This window comes from Pseudomonas sp. 25 R 14, from assembly GCF_900004755.1.
Taxonomy (GTDB): domain Bacteria; phylum Pseudomonadota; class Gammaproteobacteria; order Pseudomonadales; family Pseudomonadaceae; genus Aquipseudomonas; species Aquipseudomonas brenneri.
The window spans coordinates 25,585-38,675 of sequence record NZ_CVTS01000053.1 but is presented as its reverse complement, the minus strand read 5'-3'; the positions used below and the strand labels follow the sequence as shown (position 1 = coordinate 38,675).

Sequence of the window (13,091 nt, the reverse complement as noted above, 5' to 3'; positions counted from 1 at the left end):
CGCCAACGCTGTTAACCGGCAATAAAGCTTACCCGCACCTTGAGCCCTTTCAGCTCACCATCATGCAGGCTGATCTGGGCCAGGTGCGCACGGCAGATTTCCCCGACAATCGCCAACCCCAGCCCCGAACCCGCGCCCTGCTGGTTACGCCGATAGAAGCGCTCGAACACCCGGTCGCGCTCATCCAGCGGGATGCCCGGGCCATCATCTTCCACTTCCAATACCGCCGGCGCCGTGACCCGCAAGATCACATTGCCACCTGATGGCGTGTGCGCCAGGGCATTATCCACCAGGTTGCTCAACAGCTCGTTCAGCAGGGTCGGCTCACCGCGCAACCACACCGGCTGATCCGCCTCCAACGCCAGCGCCACCCCCCGCGCATGTGCCAGGGGCGCCATGGCCATGCCCAGTTCACGGGCCAATTGACTGAGGTCGAGCAACTGCGCGCCACCCTCGGCAATCGCCCGCGCGCCGTTTTCGATACGTGCCAGGGACAGCAACTGATTGGCCAGGTGGGTCAGGCGATCCGTACCTTGCGCCGCCGTTTCCAGGGTACTGCGCCAGATCGCCGGTTCTTCGGCGCGCAGGCCCAGTTCCAGGCGGGCCTTGAGCGCCGCCAGCGGGGTGCGCAACTCGTGGGATGCATCGGCAATAAACTGGGCCTGGCGCTCGAACTGCCCGCGCAGGCGTTCGGTAAAGTGGTTCAACGCCCGTACCAACGGCCCGAGTTCGTGCTGCACTTCAACCAGCGGCAACGGCCGCAAATCGTCCGGCTGGCGTTCTTCCACCGCCGTGCGCAAACGTTCCAGCGGACGCAGCGCCGCGCTCACCGCAAACCACACCAGCAGCAAGGCGCCGATGGCCAGCATGCCCAGACGCAACAGGGTGTCGGCCATCAGGCTGCGAGCCATGCTGACACGGGCCTCGTCGGTCTCTGCGACGCGGATTTCTGCCATGCCATTCATGTTCGGCTCCGACACCGCCTTGAGCAGGCTCACCACCCGCACATTCTGCCCCTGGTACTTGGCGTTATAAAAACGCGCCAGGGCCGGGTAATCGTCGGTGCGCGGCGTGCCCGGCGGCGGGCCTGGCAGGTGTTCGTAGCCAGAAATCAGCTTCTGGTGAATATCATTGACCTGATAGTAGATCCGCCCGGCGCTGTCATAGGCGAATGTGTCCAAGGCCACGTAGGGCACATCGGCGCTCAAGGTGCCGTCGCGCTGGGACAGCCCGGCGGCGATGGTCCGCGCCGAAGCCAACAAGGTGCGATCGTAGGCGGTGTCTGCCGCCTCGCGACCATTCCAGTACGCGCTCAGGCCGCTGGCCAGCATCAGCACCACCAACAGCAGCGCCAGGTTCCACAGCAGGCGCCAACGCAGGCTGCTGTGCTTACGCATCGCGGGCTTCCAGCAGGTAGCCAAGGCCGCGGAAGGTAACGATGGCGACCGGCTGGCCGTCGAGTTTCTTACGCAAGCGGTGCACATAGATTTCGATGGCATCGGGGCTGGCTTCTTCATCCAGGCCAAACACCTGGGACGCCAGTTGCTCCTTGCTCATGACCCGGCCAGGCCGGGCGATCAGTGCTTCGAGCACCGCCTGTTCGCGAGAGGTCAACGTCAGCAGTTCACCGCCGAGGGTGAAGCGCCGGGTTTCCACGTCATACACCAGCACACCACAAGTCTGCTGGCGCTCACCGCCCAGCACGCTGCGCCGCAGCAGGGCCTTGACCCTGGCCTCCAGCTCGGTCAATTCAAAGGGTTTGGCCAGGTAGTCATCGGCGCCCAGGTTCAGGCCATGCACCCGATCCTTTACATCACTGCGGGCAGTGAGCATCAACACCGGAAGATTTTTCCCACGGGCCCGCAAGCGCGCCAGCACCTCGAAGCCATCCATGCGCGGCAAGCCCACATCGAGGATCGCCACGGCGTACTCCTCGCTGCTCAAGGCCAGGTCCGCAGCCACGCCATCGTGCAACACATCGACCGTCAACCCGGTGCTCTTGAGCGCCTGGGCAACACTTTCGGCCAGTTGCAGATGGTCTTCGACGAGCAGGACACGCATGGTTTTGTACCTCGTTAAGGGGTGGTCGATACCGCCCTGTGTTTACCAACTCGCGGCGCAGTTTACAGCCGCTGCCTGTGCTGTGAAGCCCGAAAACATTGAAAGGGCTCTGAAAGGTTAGTGAAAGGTTCGCCGATTAGCATCCAGAAACGGATGGTTACACCCTCCGAGCTATTTCACCGATAGCGCCCGAAAAACGCCTCGATGCGTTTTCGCCAAATAAGAACAATAACGGAGTGCACCACGATGCTGTCGACACAGCCCCACGCTTGCCCGCCTGTTCGTTTTTCCCGCCTGACCCAGACCGCCCTCGCCAGTGCCGCAGCCCTTGCCGGCTTTTCGCCGCTTAGCCAGGCTGCCTTCTTTGAAGACAGTAGCGCGACCCTGGAAACCCGCAACATGTACTTCAACCGCGACTTTCGCGACGGCACCAGCGCCCAGCAATCCAAGCGCGACGAATGGGCCCAGGGCTTCATGCTCAATCTGCAATCGGGTTATACCGACGGCACCGTCGGCTTTGGCGTTGACGCGCTGGGCATGCTCGGGGTCAAGCTCGACTCCAGCCCAGACCGCACCGGCAGTGGCCTGCTGCCAACCCACGATGACGGGCGCGCCGCCGACGAGTACTCCAAGCTGGGCCTGACCGGCAAAGTGAAAATCTCTGCCACCGAGTTGAAAATCGGTTCGCTGATCCCTGAGTTGCCAATCCTCAAGGCCAACGACGGGCGCATCCTGCCGCAGACCTTCAACGGCGGCCTGCTGACCTCCAGTGAGTTCAAGAACCTGACGTTCACCGGCGGTCGCCTGGACCAGGCCAAGGACCGCGACGACAGCAACTACGAGGACATCGCCCTCAACAACAAAAATGGTCGCTTCGTCGGCGGGGCCACCGGCAAGCACTTCAACTTCGGTGGTGTGGACTACAAGTTTGCCGACAAGATCACTGGCAGCTACCACTTCGCCCAGCTCGATGATGTGTATCGCCAGCACTTCCTTGGCCTGGTCGCCTCCCGCCCGATGGGCCCTGGCACCTTCGCCACCGACCTGCGCCTGGCGATCAGCGATGACACCGGTAGCGCGCGCGGCGGCAGCATTGATAACAAATCCCTCAACGGCATTTTCAGCTACGCCCTCAACGGCCATAAACTGAGCGCCGGCTACCAGCACATGTCCGGCGACAGCGCGTTCCCGTATGTGGATGGCAGCGACCCGTACCTGGTCAACTTCGTACAGATCAATGACTTTGCCGGCGCCGAAGAACGCTCCTGGCAGGCCCGCTACGATTACGACTTCGCCAAACTGGGGATTCCCGGCCTGAGTTTCATGAGCCGCTACCTGTCCGGCGACAACATCAAACTCAAGAACGGCGACACCGGCAAAGAGTGGGAACGCAACACTGAAATCAAGTACGTAGTGCAAAGCGGTACGTTCAAGGACGTGGCCGTGCGCCTGCGTAACGCCACCTACCGCTCCAATTACTCGGCCCGGGACGCAGATGAAATGCGCGTACTGGTCAGCTACAGCGTCGCACTTTGGTAAACCTGAACGTCACTTCCCCCAATAACAACAATGACGGAGTACCCCATGTCCTCATCACTGCGTAAATTTGCCCTGGCCGCCGGCTGCATGCTGTTTGCCGGCCAATTGCTGGCCGCCGGCGAACCCAAGCGCCCGGAATGCATTGCCCCCGCCTCCCCTGGCGGCGGTTTTGACCTGACTTGCAAGCTGGCGCAAAGCGCGCTGGTCAACGAAAAGCTTTTGACCAAGCCCATGCGTGTGACCTACATGCCGGGCGGCGTGGGCGCGGTGGCCTACAACGCAGTGGTGGCCCAGCGCCCGGCGGATGCCGGTACGTTGGTGGCCTGGTCCAGCGGCTCGCTGCTGAACCTGGCCCAAGGCAAATTCGGTCGTTTCGATGAAACCAACGTGCGCTGGCTGGCGGCGGTTGGCACCAGCTATGGCGCCATCGCGGTGAAAACCGATTCGCCCTACAAGACCCTCGACGATCTGGTCCAGGCACTGAAGAAAGATCCGAGCAAGGTCGTGATTGGTTCCGGTGGCACCGTCGGCAGCCAGGACTGGATGCAAACCGCGCTGATCGCCAAGGCCGCCGGGATCAACCCGCGTGACCTGCGTTATGTGGCGCTCGAAGGTGGCGGCGAAATCGCCACGGCGCTGCTCGGCGGCCACATCCAGGTGGGCAGTACCGACATCTCCGACTCCATGCCGCACATCCAGAGCGGCGATATGCGCCTGCTGGCCGTGTTCGCGGAAAACCGCCTCGACGAACCGGAAATGAAAGACATTCCGACCGCCAAGGAACAAGGCTACGACATCGTGTGGCCAGTGGTGCGCGGTTTCTACCTCGGGCCAAAAGTCAGCGATGAAGACTACGCCTGGTGGAAAGCTGCCTTCGACAAACTGCTGGCCTCCGAAGAGTTCGCCAAGCTGCGTGACCAGCGCGAGCTGTTCCCGTTTGCCATGACCGGCCAGGAGCTGGACACCTACGTGAAAAAACAGGTGGCTGACTACAAAGTGCTGGCCAAAGAGTTCGGCCTGATCCAGTAATCGCCCCCTGTCATGTAATGCCGCTGTAGGAGCGAGCTTGCTCGCAAAGAACGTGAGAGCGCCGCGTCAAACCAGATGAGCCGCGTTTTCGTTGACGTTTTTCGCGAGCAAGCTCGCTCCTACAAAGGTGGCCCTGGAGTTTTCCATGCTCTTACAACGCATTTTCGCTGCCGTGATGTTACTGGCCTGTATCGGCCTGGCGCTGATGGCCTGGCCGTATCAGGCGGCCTTTTCCTACGAGCCCGTAGGGCCTCGGGCCTTCCCGCTGTTGTTGATCGGGCTGATGGGGCTGGCACTGCTCTACATGCTGATTCGCCCACAACCGACCAAACACACCGACGATGAGCCGGCGCTGGACCGCCCGACCCTGATCAAGATCGGGATCTGCGTGGCCCTGCTGCTGGTGTTTGCCGGCACTTTCGAACCCCTGGGCTTCATTCTCAGCAGCATTCTGATTGGTATACCGATGGCTCGGCTGTATGGCGGCCGATGGTTGCCCAGCGCGGTGATCATCACCTTGATGAGCATCGGTCTTTATCTGCTGTTCGATAAAACCATGGACGTGCCACTGCCCCTCGGTCTGCTCGACGTTCTGGAGAACTGATATGGATACTTTTGGCTATTTGGGCCAGGGTTTCGGCGTCGCGCTGAGCCCCTATAACCTGGTGACCGCACTGTGCGGCACCCTGATCGGCACCGTGGTCGGCCTGTTGCCGGGCCTGGGCCCGATCAACGGCGTGGCCCTGTTGATCCCCATTGCATTTGCCCTGGGCCTGCCGCCGGAATCGGCGCTGATCCTGCTGGCAGCCGTGTACCTGGGCTGCGAATACGGCGGCCGGATCAGCTCGATCCTGCTGAACATCCCGGGCGAAGCCTCCACCGTAATGACCACCCTCGACGGCTACCCGATGGCCCGCAAAGGCATGGCCGGCGTGGCGTTGTCGCTGTCTGCCTGGAGCTCGTTCATCGGTGCGTTTATCGCCACCTGCGGCATGGTGCTGTTCGCCCCACTGCTGGCCAAATGGGCAATTGCCTTCGGCCCGGCGGAATATTTCGTACTGATGGTGTTTGCGATTGTCTGCCTGGGCGGCATGGCCGGTGACAAGCCGCTGAAAACCTTTGTCTCGGCGTTGATCGGCCTGTTCCTTGCCTGCGTGGGCATCGATGCCAACAGCGGTGTATACCGTTTTACCGGCGACAATATTCACCTGACCGACGGCATCCAGTTCGTGGTCCTGGTGCTGGGCCTGTTCTCCATCAGTGAGATCCTCCTGCTCCTGGAAAAAACCCACCGTGGCCAGGAAGCAGTGAAAGCCACCGGGCGCATGATGTTCAACGTCAAGGAAGCCCTGTCGGTGTTGACCGTGAACCTGCGGTGCGGTGTGTCGGGCTTCATCATCGGCGTACTGCCAGGTGCCGGTGCGACCATGGCCTCGGCCGTGGCCTACATGACCGAAAAACGTATCGCAGGCGCCAGCGGCAAATTCGGCCAGGGTGACATGCGCGGCCTCGCCGCCCCGGAAACCGCCATCGGCGCTTCCGTCTGCGGCGCCATGGTGCCGATGCTGACCCTCGGCGTTCCAGGTTCGGGCACCACGGCGGTGATGATCGGCGCCCTGTCGCTGTACAACATCACGCCAGGCCCGCTGCTGTTCCAACAGCAACCGGACATCGTCTGGGGCCTGATCGCTTCGTTGTTTATCGCCAACATCATGCTGGTGATCCTCAATATCCCGATGATCCGCATCTTCACTCGCATCCTCGCGGTGCCGAACTGGGCACTGGTGCCGGTGATCGCAATCATCACTGCGATTGGCGTCTACGCCGTACACGCCACCACCTTCGATCTGTTCCTGATGATCGCCATCGGCATCTTCGGCTACATCCTGCGCAAGTTGGACTTCCCGCTGTCGCCACTGCTGCTGGGCTTTATCCTCGGTGGCCTGATGGAGCAGAACCTGCGTCGTGCGTTGTCGATTTCCAATGGTGCACTGGAAATCCTGTGGTCCAGCCCGATCACCTTCGGCGTCTGGGTACTGACCGCCATCATGCTGCTCGTGCCATTGCTGCGCATCTGGCGCAAGCGCTCCCTGCAGCGTCGTGCCGTAGCCGATGTCTGAGGTCACCCTTAGACATTGGTGGGCAACACCGCTGGTCGGCCTGGCCGGCGGTTACCTGGCCAGCCTCGTCGGCTGGCCTTTGCCGTATATGGTCGGCTCGTTGCTGGCGATCATTCTGGTGCGCTGTCTAACGCCTTGGCAGTTGGCTGAGATTCCCGGCGGGCGCAAATGCGGCCAGTGGGTAGTGGGCATCGGCATTGGCCTGCACTTCACCCCAGTGGTGATCGAACAGGTGATGAGCCACTTTGGCCTGATCTTCTTCGGCGCGCTGGTGACCAGCCTGTCGAGCATTGTCGGTGTGTGGTTGATGCGTCGCAGCGGTGAAGACCGCGCCACCGCGTTTTTCTCAAGCATGCCGGGCGGGTCCGGGGAGATGGTCAACCTGGGCGCGCGCAATGGCGCGGTGCTCAGCCGCGTGGCGGCGGGCCAGAGTCTGCGGGTGTTGCTGGTGGTGCTGTGCGTGCCAGCGATCTTCAAGTACTTGCTGGGGGGTGGCGCACCGCAGTTTCATCCGGCACCCGTCAATTGGGCCTGGCTGGCCTTGTTGTTTCCCGTCGGCGCGCTAGTCGCCTGGGGCTGGCAGCGCCTGCGTCAACCCAACCCCTGGCTGTTCGGGCCGCTGCTGGTCAGTGCCATTGCCAGCATCACCTGGGACTTGCACATCGGTTTACCTGACGGCGGCAGCCAGATTGGCCAGTGGCTGATCGGCAGTGGCCTGGGTTGCCACTTCAACCGGCAGTTCTTCCGCCGGGCGCCAGCCTTCATGGCCCGCACCTTGATCGGCACAGTGCTGACCATGTTGATCGCCACCCTGGCGGCGGTGGGCTTGAGTGCGTTGACGCAGTTGGATCTGCGTTCGCTGACGCTGGGCATGATGCCCGGAGGGATTGCCGAGATGAGTTTGACGGCGGAGACCCTGCAACTGTCGGTGCCGTTAGTGACGGCGATGCAGGTGATGCGATTGTTGTTTGTGTTGTTCCTGGCGGAGCCGTTGTTTCGCCACTGGAACCGCCAGCCGGACACCGTCTAAAACCTGGCACAACTCTAATGTGGGAGCGGGCTTGCTCCCACATTTTTTGTGTTGGGCCTTAGATGGGCGGCAACCGCCACTCGATCGGCGTCTCGCCATTCTGCTCAAGAAACTTATTGGTCCGGCTGAAGTGCCCGCAGCCCAAAAACCCGCGATACGCCGACAATGGCGACGGATGCACCGAGGTCAGCACCAGGTGCTTGGTCGCATCGATCAGCTTCTGCTTGCCCTGGGCATGGGCGCCCCACAGCAGGAACACCAGGTGTGGCTGATGCTCGCTGACCACCTCGATCACCCGGTCAGTGAAGAACTGCCAGCCCTTGCCCGCATGGGCATTGGCATTGGCGCGCTCCACAGTCATGGTGGTGTTGAGCATCAACACGCCCTGGTCAGCCCAGCTTTGCAGGCAGCCGTGGCTGGGGATGTCGATATTGAGGTCGCGCTTGAGCTCTTTATAGATGTTGACCAACGACGGCGGCGCCGGCACGCCCGGCTGCACCGAGAAACACAGGCCGTGGGCCTGGCCAGGGCCGTGGTAGGGGTCCTGGCCGAGGATCACCACCTTGACCTTGTCCAGCGGCGTGGAGTTGAGCGCATTGAAGATCAACGGGCCCGGCGGGTAGATTTCCTTGCCCGCCGCATGCTCCTGGCGCAGGAACTCGCGCAGCGCGGTCATGTACGGCTGCTCGAACTCCTCGCGCAGGGCGTGTTTCCAGCTCGGTTCGAGTTTGATACGGTCGTCGGAAGTCATCAGAAACACATCATGTAAAAAGAATGGGCGAACCCTAGGAAAGCCCACCCCACTTGTCAATTGATCTGACGCATAACCGGCACTTTCCCACGAAGGGATCATACTCAACGTTCAATTTACCGATTGAGGTCATGATGAATCTGCACTTCGAAGAGCTCACTGGCACAGACGGCGCCCGTATCGGCATCGCCAGCCTGGACGCGGAAAAGTCCCTCAATGCCCTCTCTCTCCCGATGATCCTGGCCCTGAGCGAACGCCTGGACAGTTGGGCCAGGGATCCGCAAATCGTCTGCGTGCTGCTGCGTGGTAACGGCACCAAGGCGTTTTGCGCCGGCGGTGAAGTGCGCAGCCTGGCCCAGGCGTGCCGTGAGCACCCGGGCGAAGTGCCCGCCCTGGCCGCGCAATTTTTTGCCGCCGAGTACCGCCTGGACTACCACCTGCACACCTACCCCAAGCCGCTGATTTGCTGGGGTCATGGCTATGTGCTGGGCGGTGGCATGGGGTTGCTGCAGAGCGCCGCCATCCGCATCGTCACACCGAGCAGCCGCCTGGCCATGCCGGAGATCAGCATCGGCTTGTACCCGGATGTCGGCGCCAGTTGGTTCCTCTCGCGCCTGCCCGGCAAGCTCGGCCTGTTCCTCGGCCTTACCGGCGCCCATATGAATGGTCGCGACGCCCTGGACCTGGGCCTGGCCGACCGTTTCCTGCTGGATGAACAACAGGACGAAATGCTCGAAGGCCTGCTGCAACTCAATTGGCAGGAACAGACGGCGATGCAGCTCAACAGTCTGTTCAAGGCCCTGGCCCAGGAAGCCGCCAGCCAGCAACCCGAAGCACAATGGCTACCGCGACGCCAACCAATCGACGAATGGCTGGATGTGGGCGATGTGCGCTGCGCCTGGCGCGCCTTGAGCCAACTGCGTGAGCATAGCGACCCGCTGTTCAGCCGGGCTGGCAGGACCCTGAGCGAGGGCTGCCCGCTGACCGCGCACCTGGTGTGGGAACAGATCCGACGGGCACGGCACCTGTCTCTGTCGCAGGTTTTCCAGATGGAGTACACCTTGAGCCTCAATTGCTGTCGGCATCCGGAGTTCAGTGAAGGGGTTCGGGCACGCCTGATCGACAAGGATCAGCAGCCGCACTGGCATTGGCCGGATATCAACCGCATTCCCGAAGCCGTGGTCGAGGCGCACTTTCACAAGGCTTGGGAAGGACGGCATCCGCTGGCAGATCTCTCTGATTTATGACAGACGTGAGTCAACCGGCGGGCCAGGATTTGGGGGGGACGAGGGTGAACGAACAGTTGTCGGGCTGGCTGTCCGTACACACGTAGATTTCCTGGTCAAAAGGCCCGTGGGCCAGCACCCAATGGGTGGAGTCGGTCAGTGACATGCTGGCCAGGGGCTCGGGTGCCTGGAACCTGAGGTTGACCCACTGGTTGTTGGCTGCCTTGTAGGTGCAGTACTCCAAATGGCCTCGCTTGCGCTCCCCGTCCTCGGCAGGGATGAAGACCGCGCCGACAAACGTGTCCAAAAAGCCTGGAAACTCGACCTTGGGGCTTTTCCAATAGCCATTGTCACTTTGAAAATGGTCGGCCTTGCGCTTGATCGCCGAGGGGTATGGGCAACCGAACTCTACGCTGGCGTGAGCGAGTGGGAAAAGCCCGAAGATAAAAACGATAAGCATCCGGCTAATCATGTGTCATTCCGTTGAGCTACTGAGCAATTGCCACTCAGTAGAGTCCTAGAAAGGCACTTAATATAGCTGTTAAATATGACAGCCTGGACAGACGGTCTACCACAAAAAAACGGCGCATTACGCGCCGTTTCAAGGAAAAGCTGATTTAACGGTGCCCGCCACGACCTGAGCCATGATCGCCACCCCGGCCGTCTCCCCGGCCATGTCCCCTATAGCCCCGGTGATCACCCCAGCCCTGATTGGGATATGGCCGGTAGCCTGCCCTTGGCCCGGCCTGATAGTAACGGGGTGCCGGCTGGTAATAACGCGGCGCCGGGTAATACCGTGGTGGCGGTGCGTAATAGCCGCGCCGGTACTGGTAAGACGGGCCGCCACCGTAGTAATAGACCGGCGCGGGCGTGGTATAGACTTCGGATCGATAGTAGCTGGAGCCTCCATCGTAATAAGGCACGCAGGCAGAAAGGGTCAAGCCGAGCACAGCTGTGATGAGCAATCGACGATACATGGCGGCCTCCTGGACCGCGGAAGAGCACACACCAGCGACGCTGGGAGGCGCCAGACAGCTTTCACTGACTGACAAAGGATCAGACCTCAAAAACCGAATCTGGTGCGACCCCGACATAGATTGATACATCTGTGGCGCAATAAATCGCCCAGGTCTGTATCGTGCCAGGAACACCGGTTTTCACCGGAACCTCGACTGAATGACGCCTGAACCGACCGATGACCACTCCCACACTTTGCCCGGCCTGTGGCGCCCGCAACGACTGCACCCTGGCCGACCCACGTACCGTCGACCAGGCCTGCTGGTGCTACAGCGTCAGTATCGACCCGGCGGTGCTTGAAGCGTTGCCCGAGGCACTGCGCAACAAGGCTTGCCTGTGCCCACGCTGTGCCCAGGTCGATGAACAATTGCGCAGGGCCCAGCCGTAATGCGCGTCGACCGCTTCCTCAGCAACCTGCCCCGCTTCAATCGCCAGCAAGTGCGCCTGCTGCTGGTGGAACGGCGGGTCAAGGTCGACGGCCAAGTGGTCAGCGACCCGCATCATGAGGTGCGCGAATTCAGCCACGTCATGGTGGACAACGACGTCCTGCAAGCAGGGAAACCGGCACGCTACTTTATGCTGCACAAGCCTCAGGGCTGTGTCAGCGCCACCTCGGACCCGCAGCACCGTACCGTCCTTGACCTGCTGGATGAACCGGACAAGGGCGACCTGCATATCGCCGGCCGCCTGGACTTCAACACCACCGGCCTGCTGCTGATCACCAATGACGGTCAGTGGTCGCGGCGCCTGACCCAGCCCCTGACCAAACTGCCCAAGGTCTACTATGTCGAGACCGAGCAGGAGATCGGCCCGCAGTACGCGACAACTTTTGCGCAAGGTCTGTATTTCGCTTTCGAAAACCTCACCACGCAACCGGCAGAGCTGGTAGTCCTTGGCCCCAGAACGGCGCGCCTGGGCATCATTGAAGGGCGTTATCACCAGGTCAAGCGCATGTTCGGGCACTTCGATAACAAAGTGACGCGCCTGCATCGCGAACGCATGGGGCCGCTGGCGCTGGATGAACACCTGGCGCCCGGCCAATATCGACCGCTGACCGAGGCTGAAATCCGTCAGATATGACCGTTCAGCCGATGACCAGCAAAACTTTTGGGTGAAACTTGCGACCTGGCCCGCCTCCTGCTTGAATCAAAACGCCAGCCGCCATCTGACTGGTGAGTCACCCAACCTTCCAAGAAACACATTGCCTGCCCGCACTGCTTGACGTGTGGGCCTTACAGGCAAGTTGCCCGCCATAACAACACCCGTCGGCCAGCTTCAACGGACCGACATGGGCCTCCCTTCCAGGCGTATGCCTACCTGTCACAAAGCTCGTGCAGAGTGATCTGCGCGCACCACCCGCTTGCCAGGAGTCTTATGACATGAGGCCAGAAATCGCTGTGCTGGATATACAGGGTCAGTATCGGGTTTACACGGAGTTCTATCGCGCGGACGCTGCTCAAAAGACCATCATCCTGGTCAACGGCTCCATGGCCACCACTGCGTCTTTCGCCCAGACCGTGAAAAGCCTGTACCCGCAATTCAATGTGGTTTTGTACGACCAGCCCTACGCCGGTCGCTCCAAAGCCCACAACCGCCATGAACAAATGCTGACGAAGGACATTGAAGGCCAGATCCTCCTGGAACTCATCGACCACTTCGCCGCCGAGCATGTGCTGTCCTTTTCCTGGGGCGGCGTCGCCACCCTCGTCGCCTTGTCCCAGCGGCCGCGGCGCGTGGAGAAAGCCGTGATCAGCTCATTCTCCCCGGTGATCAATACGCCCATGCGCGACTACCTGGAACGCGGTGTCGACTACCTCGGCAACCTCGACCGCCACAGCGTTGGGAATCTGGTCAACAGCACCATCGGCAAACACCTGCCGCCGCTGTTCAAGCGCTTCAACTATCGGCATGTCAGCACTTTGGCCGAACATGAATACGGGCAGATGCACTACCACATCAGCCAAGTCCTCAATAGCGACCGCCAGTGCTACCTCAAGGCCGCACGGCAGATCGCCATTCCAGTACTGTTCTTGAATGGCGAGTGGGACGAATACACCAGCGCCGAGGATGCCCGGATATTTGGGCAACATGTGGCAAACAGCAGCTTTGGCACCATCCAGGCCACCGGGCACTTCCTGGACATGGAGCACAAGGCCGCGTGCAATGACAGCCGGCAGGCATTGATGAGCTTTTTGAAACCGGAACAGTCAGTGAGTCGACTGCGGTATCAGCAGGGGCAGGCCCTGCACGCACTTGCGATTTGAAAGCAAACCCTGGGTGGGCACGATGCACAAAGACTGCCCAGGGTTGCCTGAAAA

The 13,091-nt window shown here is 61.2% G+C and carries 14 protein-coding genes; 9 read left to right on the top strand and 5 right to left on the bottom strand.

The genetic code is table 11. The features are described 5' to 3' along the window. Positions 1–11: 11 nt before the first annotated feature. Together BFQ03_RS20375 and BFQ03_RS20370 are read right to left on the bottom strand one after the other, a co-directional pair. Complete coding sequence (locus tag BFQ03_RS20375; RefSeq protein ID WP_065943869.1) at positions 12–1,397, bottom strand: sensor histidine kinase; 1,386 nt, start codon at positions 1,395–1,397, stop codon at positions 12–14. Continuing rightward, positions 1,390–2,061: a response regulator gene (locus BFQ03_RS20370; RefSeq protein WP_029299087.1), complete on the bottom strand. Its 672-nt coding sequence runs from the start codon at positions 2,059–2,061 to the stop codon at positions 1,390–1,392. Before BFQ03_RS20370 ends, BFQ03_RS20375 begins: the two co-directional genes overlap by 8 nt. A gap of 246 nt (positions 2,062–2,307) precedes the next feature. Between BFQ03_RS20370 and BFQ03_RS20365 the strand changes: the two genes are divergently transcribed. The 5 genes from BFQ03_RS20365 (at position 2,308) to BFQ03_RS20345 (ending at position 7,779) form a co-directional block, all read left to right on the top strand. Next, the gene (locus BFQ03_RS20365) at positions 2,308–3,600 is read left to right on the top strand and encodes an OprD family porin (RefSeq protein WP_032857906.1); all 1,293 of its coding nucleotides are present in this window, start codon (positions 2,308–2,310) and stop codon (positions 3,598–3,600) included. Between the two features lie 87 nt (positions 3,601–3,687). Continuing rightward, complete coding sequence (locus tag BFQ03_RS20360) at positions 3,688–4,629, top strand: Bug family tripartite tricarboxylate transporter substrate binding protein (protein ID WP_223232742.1); 942 nt, start codon at positions 3,688–3,690, stop codon at positions 4,627–4,629. A 145-nt stretch (positions 4,630–4,774) separates the two neighbouring features. Continuing rightward, positions 4,775–5,233: a tripartite tricarboxylate transporter TctB family protein gene (locus BFQ03_RS20355; RefSeq protein ID WP_032857911.1), complete on the top strand. Its 459-nt coding sequence runs from the start codon at positions 4,775–4,777 to the stop codon at positions 5,231–5,233. 1 nt (position 5,234) lies between these two features. Next, entirely contained in the window at positions 5,235–6,749 is a 1,515-nt protein-coding gene (locus BFQ03_RS20350; RefSeq protein WP_032857913.1) for a tripartite tricarboxylate transporter permease, read from the top strand. Further along, a complete protein-coding gene (locus tag BFQ03_RS20345) occupies positions 6,742–7,779 on the top strand; it encodes an AbrB family transcriptional regulator (RefSeq protein WP_032857914.1) in 1,038 nt (345 codons plus the stop codon). Before BFQ03_RS20350 ends, BFQ03_RS20345 begins: the two co-directional genes overlap by 8 nt. A gap of 58 nt (positions 7,780–7,837) precedes the next feature. Here BFQ03_RS20345 and ung read toward each other — a convergent pair whose 3' ends face one another. Then, the gene (gene ung, locus BFQ03_RS20340; RefSeq protein WP_167360827.1) at positions 7,838–8,533 is read right to left on the bottom strand and encodes a uracil-DNA glycosylase; all 696 of its coding nucleotides are present in this window, start codon (positions 8,531–8,533) and stop codon (positions 7,838–7,840) included. A gap of 131 nt (positions 8,534–8,664) precedes the next feature. Here ung and BFQ03_RS20335 point away from each other — a divergent pair, with 131 nt between their 5' ends. Then, positions 8,665–9,777 carry an enoyl-CoA hydratase/isomerase family protein gene (locus BFQ03_RS20335; RefSeq protein WP_032857920.1) on the top strand — a complete coding sequence of 371 codons (1,113 nt, stop codon included), beginning with the start codon at positions 8,665–8,667 and terminating at the stop codon, positions 9,775–9,777. A 10-nt stretch (positions 9,778–9,787) separates the two neighbouring features. Here BFQ03_RS20335 and BFQ03_RS20330 read toward each other — a convergent pair whose 3' ends face one another. Together BFQ03_RS20330 and BFQ03_RS30765 are read right to left on the bottom strand one after the other, a co-directional pair. Next, positions 9,788–10,216, bottom strand: coding sequence for a DUF3757 domain-containing protein (locus BFQ03_RS20330; RefSeq protein WP_162237633.1), 429 nt, complete (start codon positions 10,214–10,216; stop codon positions 9,788–9,790). Between the two features lie 157 nt (positions 10,217–10,373). After that, complete coding sequence (locus BFQ03_RS30765) at positions 10,374–10,733, bottom strand: hypothetical protein (RefSeq protein ID WP_083204877.1); 360 nt, start codon at positions 10,731–10,733, stop codon at positions 10,374–10,376. 218 nt (positions 10,734–10,951) lie between these two features. On the opposite strand from BFQ03_RS30765, the gene BFQ03_RS20325 reads away from it, so the two are divergent. From BFQ03_RS20325 to BFQ03_RS20315, 3 genes are all read left to right on the top strand, one after another. Further along, a complete protein-coding gene (locus tag BFQ03_RS20325) occupies positions 10,952–11,161 on the top strand; it encodes a cysteine-rich CWC family protein (RefSeq protein ID WP_032857925.1) in 210 nt (69 codons plus the stop codon). Further along, positions 11,161–11,853: a 16S rRNA pseudouridine(516) synthase gene (locus tag BFQ03_RS20320; protein ID WP_032857927.1), complete on the top strand. Its 693-nt coding sequence runs from the start codon at positions 11,161–11,163 to the stop codon at positions 11,851–11,853. The genes BFQ03_RS20325 and BFQ03_RS20320 overlap by 1 nt, the downstream gene beginning before the upstream one ends. Positions 11,854–12,152: 299 nt before the next feature. Continuing rightward, entirely contained in the window at positions 12,153–13,037 is an 885-nt protein-coding gene (locus BFQ03_RS20315; protein ID WP_065943868.1) for an alpha/beta fold hydrolase, read from the top strand. The last annotated feature ends 54 nt before the right edge of the window (positions 13,038–13,091 follow it).

What these genes read in the sequence shown, in the direction of transcription:
- BFQ03_RS20375 (WP_065943869.1), bottom strand. Translation starts at nt 1,397, where the DNA reads ATGCGTAAGCACAGCAGCCTGCGTTGGCGCCTGCTGTGGAACCTGGCG.
- BFQ03_RS20370 (WP_029299087.1), bottom strand. Translation starts at nt 2,061, where the DNA reads ATGCGTGTCCTGCTCGTCGAAGACCATCTGCAACTGGCCGAAAGTGTT.
- BFQ03_RS20365 (WP_032857906.1), top strand. Translation starts at nt 2,308, where the DNA reads ATGCTGTCGACACAGCCCCACGCTTGCCCGCCTGTTCGTTTTTCCCGC.
- BFQ03_RS20360 (WP_223232742.1), top strand. Translation starts at nt 3,688, where the DNA reads ATGCTGTTTGCCGGCCAATTGCTGGCCGCCGGCGAACCCAAGCGCCCG.
- BFQ03_RS20355 (WP_032857911.1), top strand. Translation starts at nt 4,775, where the DNA reads ATGCTCTTACAACGCATTTTCGCTGCCGTGATGTTACTGGCCTGTATC.
- BFQ03_RS20350 (WP_032857913.1), top strand. Translation starts at nt 5,235, where the DNA reads ATGGATACTTTTGGCTATTTGGGCCAGGGTTTCGGCGTCGCGCTGAGC.
- BFQ03_RS20345 (WP_032857914.1), top strand. Translation starts at nt 6,742, where the DNA reads ATGTCTGAGGTCACCCTTAGACATTGGTGGGCAACACCGCTGGTCGGC.
- BFQ03_RS20335 (WP_032857920.1), top strand. Translation starts at nt 8,665, where the DNA reads ATGAATCTGCACTTCGAAGAGCTCACTGGCACAGACGGCGCCCGTATC.
- BFQ03_RS20330 (WP_162237633.1), bottom strand. Translation starts at nt 10,216, where the DNA reads ATGCTTATCGTTTTTATCTTCGGGCTTTTCCCACTCGCTCACGCCAGC.
- BFQ03_RS30765 (WP_083204877.1), bottom strand. Translation starts at nt 10,733, where the DNA reads ATGTATCGTCGATTGCTCATCACAGCTGTGCTCGGCTTGACCCTTTCT.
- BFQ03_RS20325 (WP_032857925.1), top strand. Translation starts at nt 10,952, where the DNA reads ATGACCACTCCCACACTTTGCCCGGCCTGTGGCGCCCGCAACGACTGC.
- BFQ03_RS20320 (WP_032857927.1), top strand. Translation starts at nt 11,161, where the DNA reads ATGCGCGTCGACCGCTTCCTCAGCAACCTGCCCCGCTTCAATCGCCAG.
- BFQ03_RS20315 (WP_065943868.1), top strand. Translation starts at nt 12,153, where the DNA reads ATGAGGCCAGAAATCGCTGTGCTGGATATACAGGGTCAGTATCGGGTT.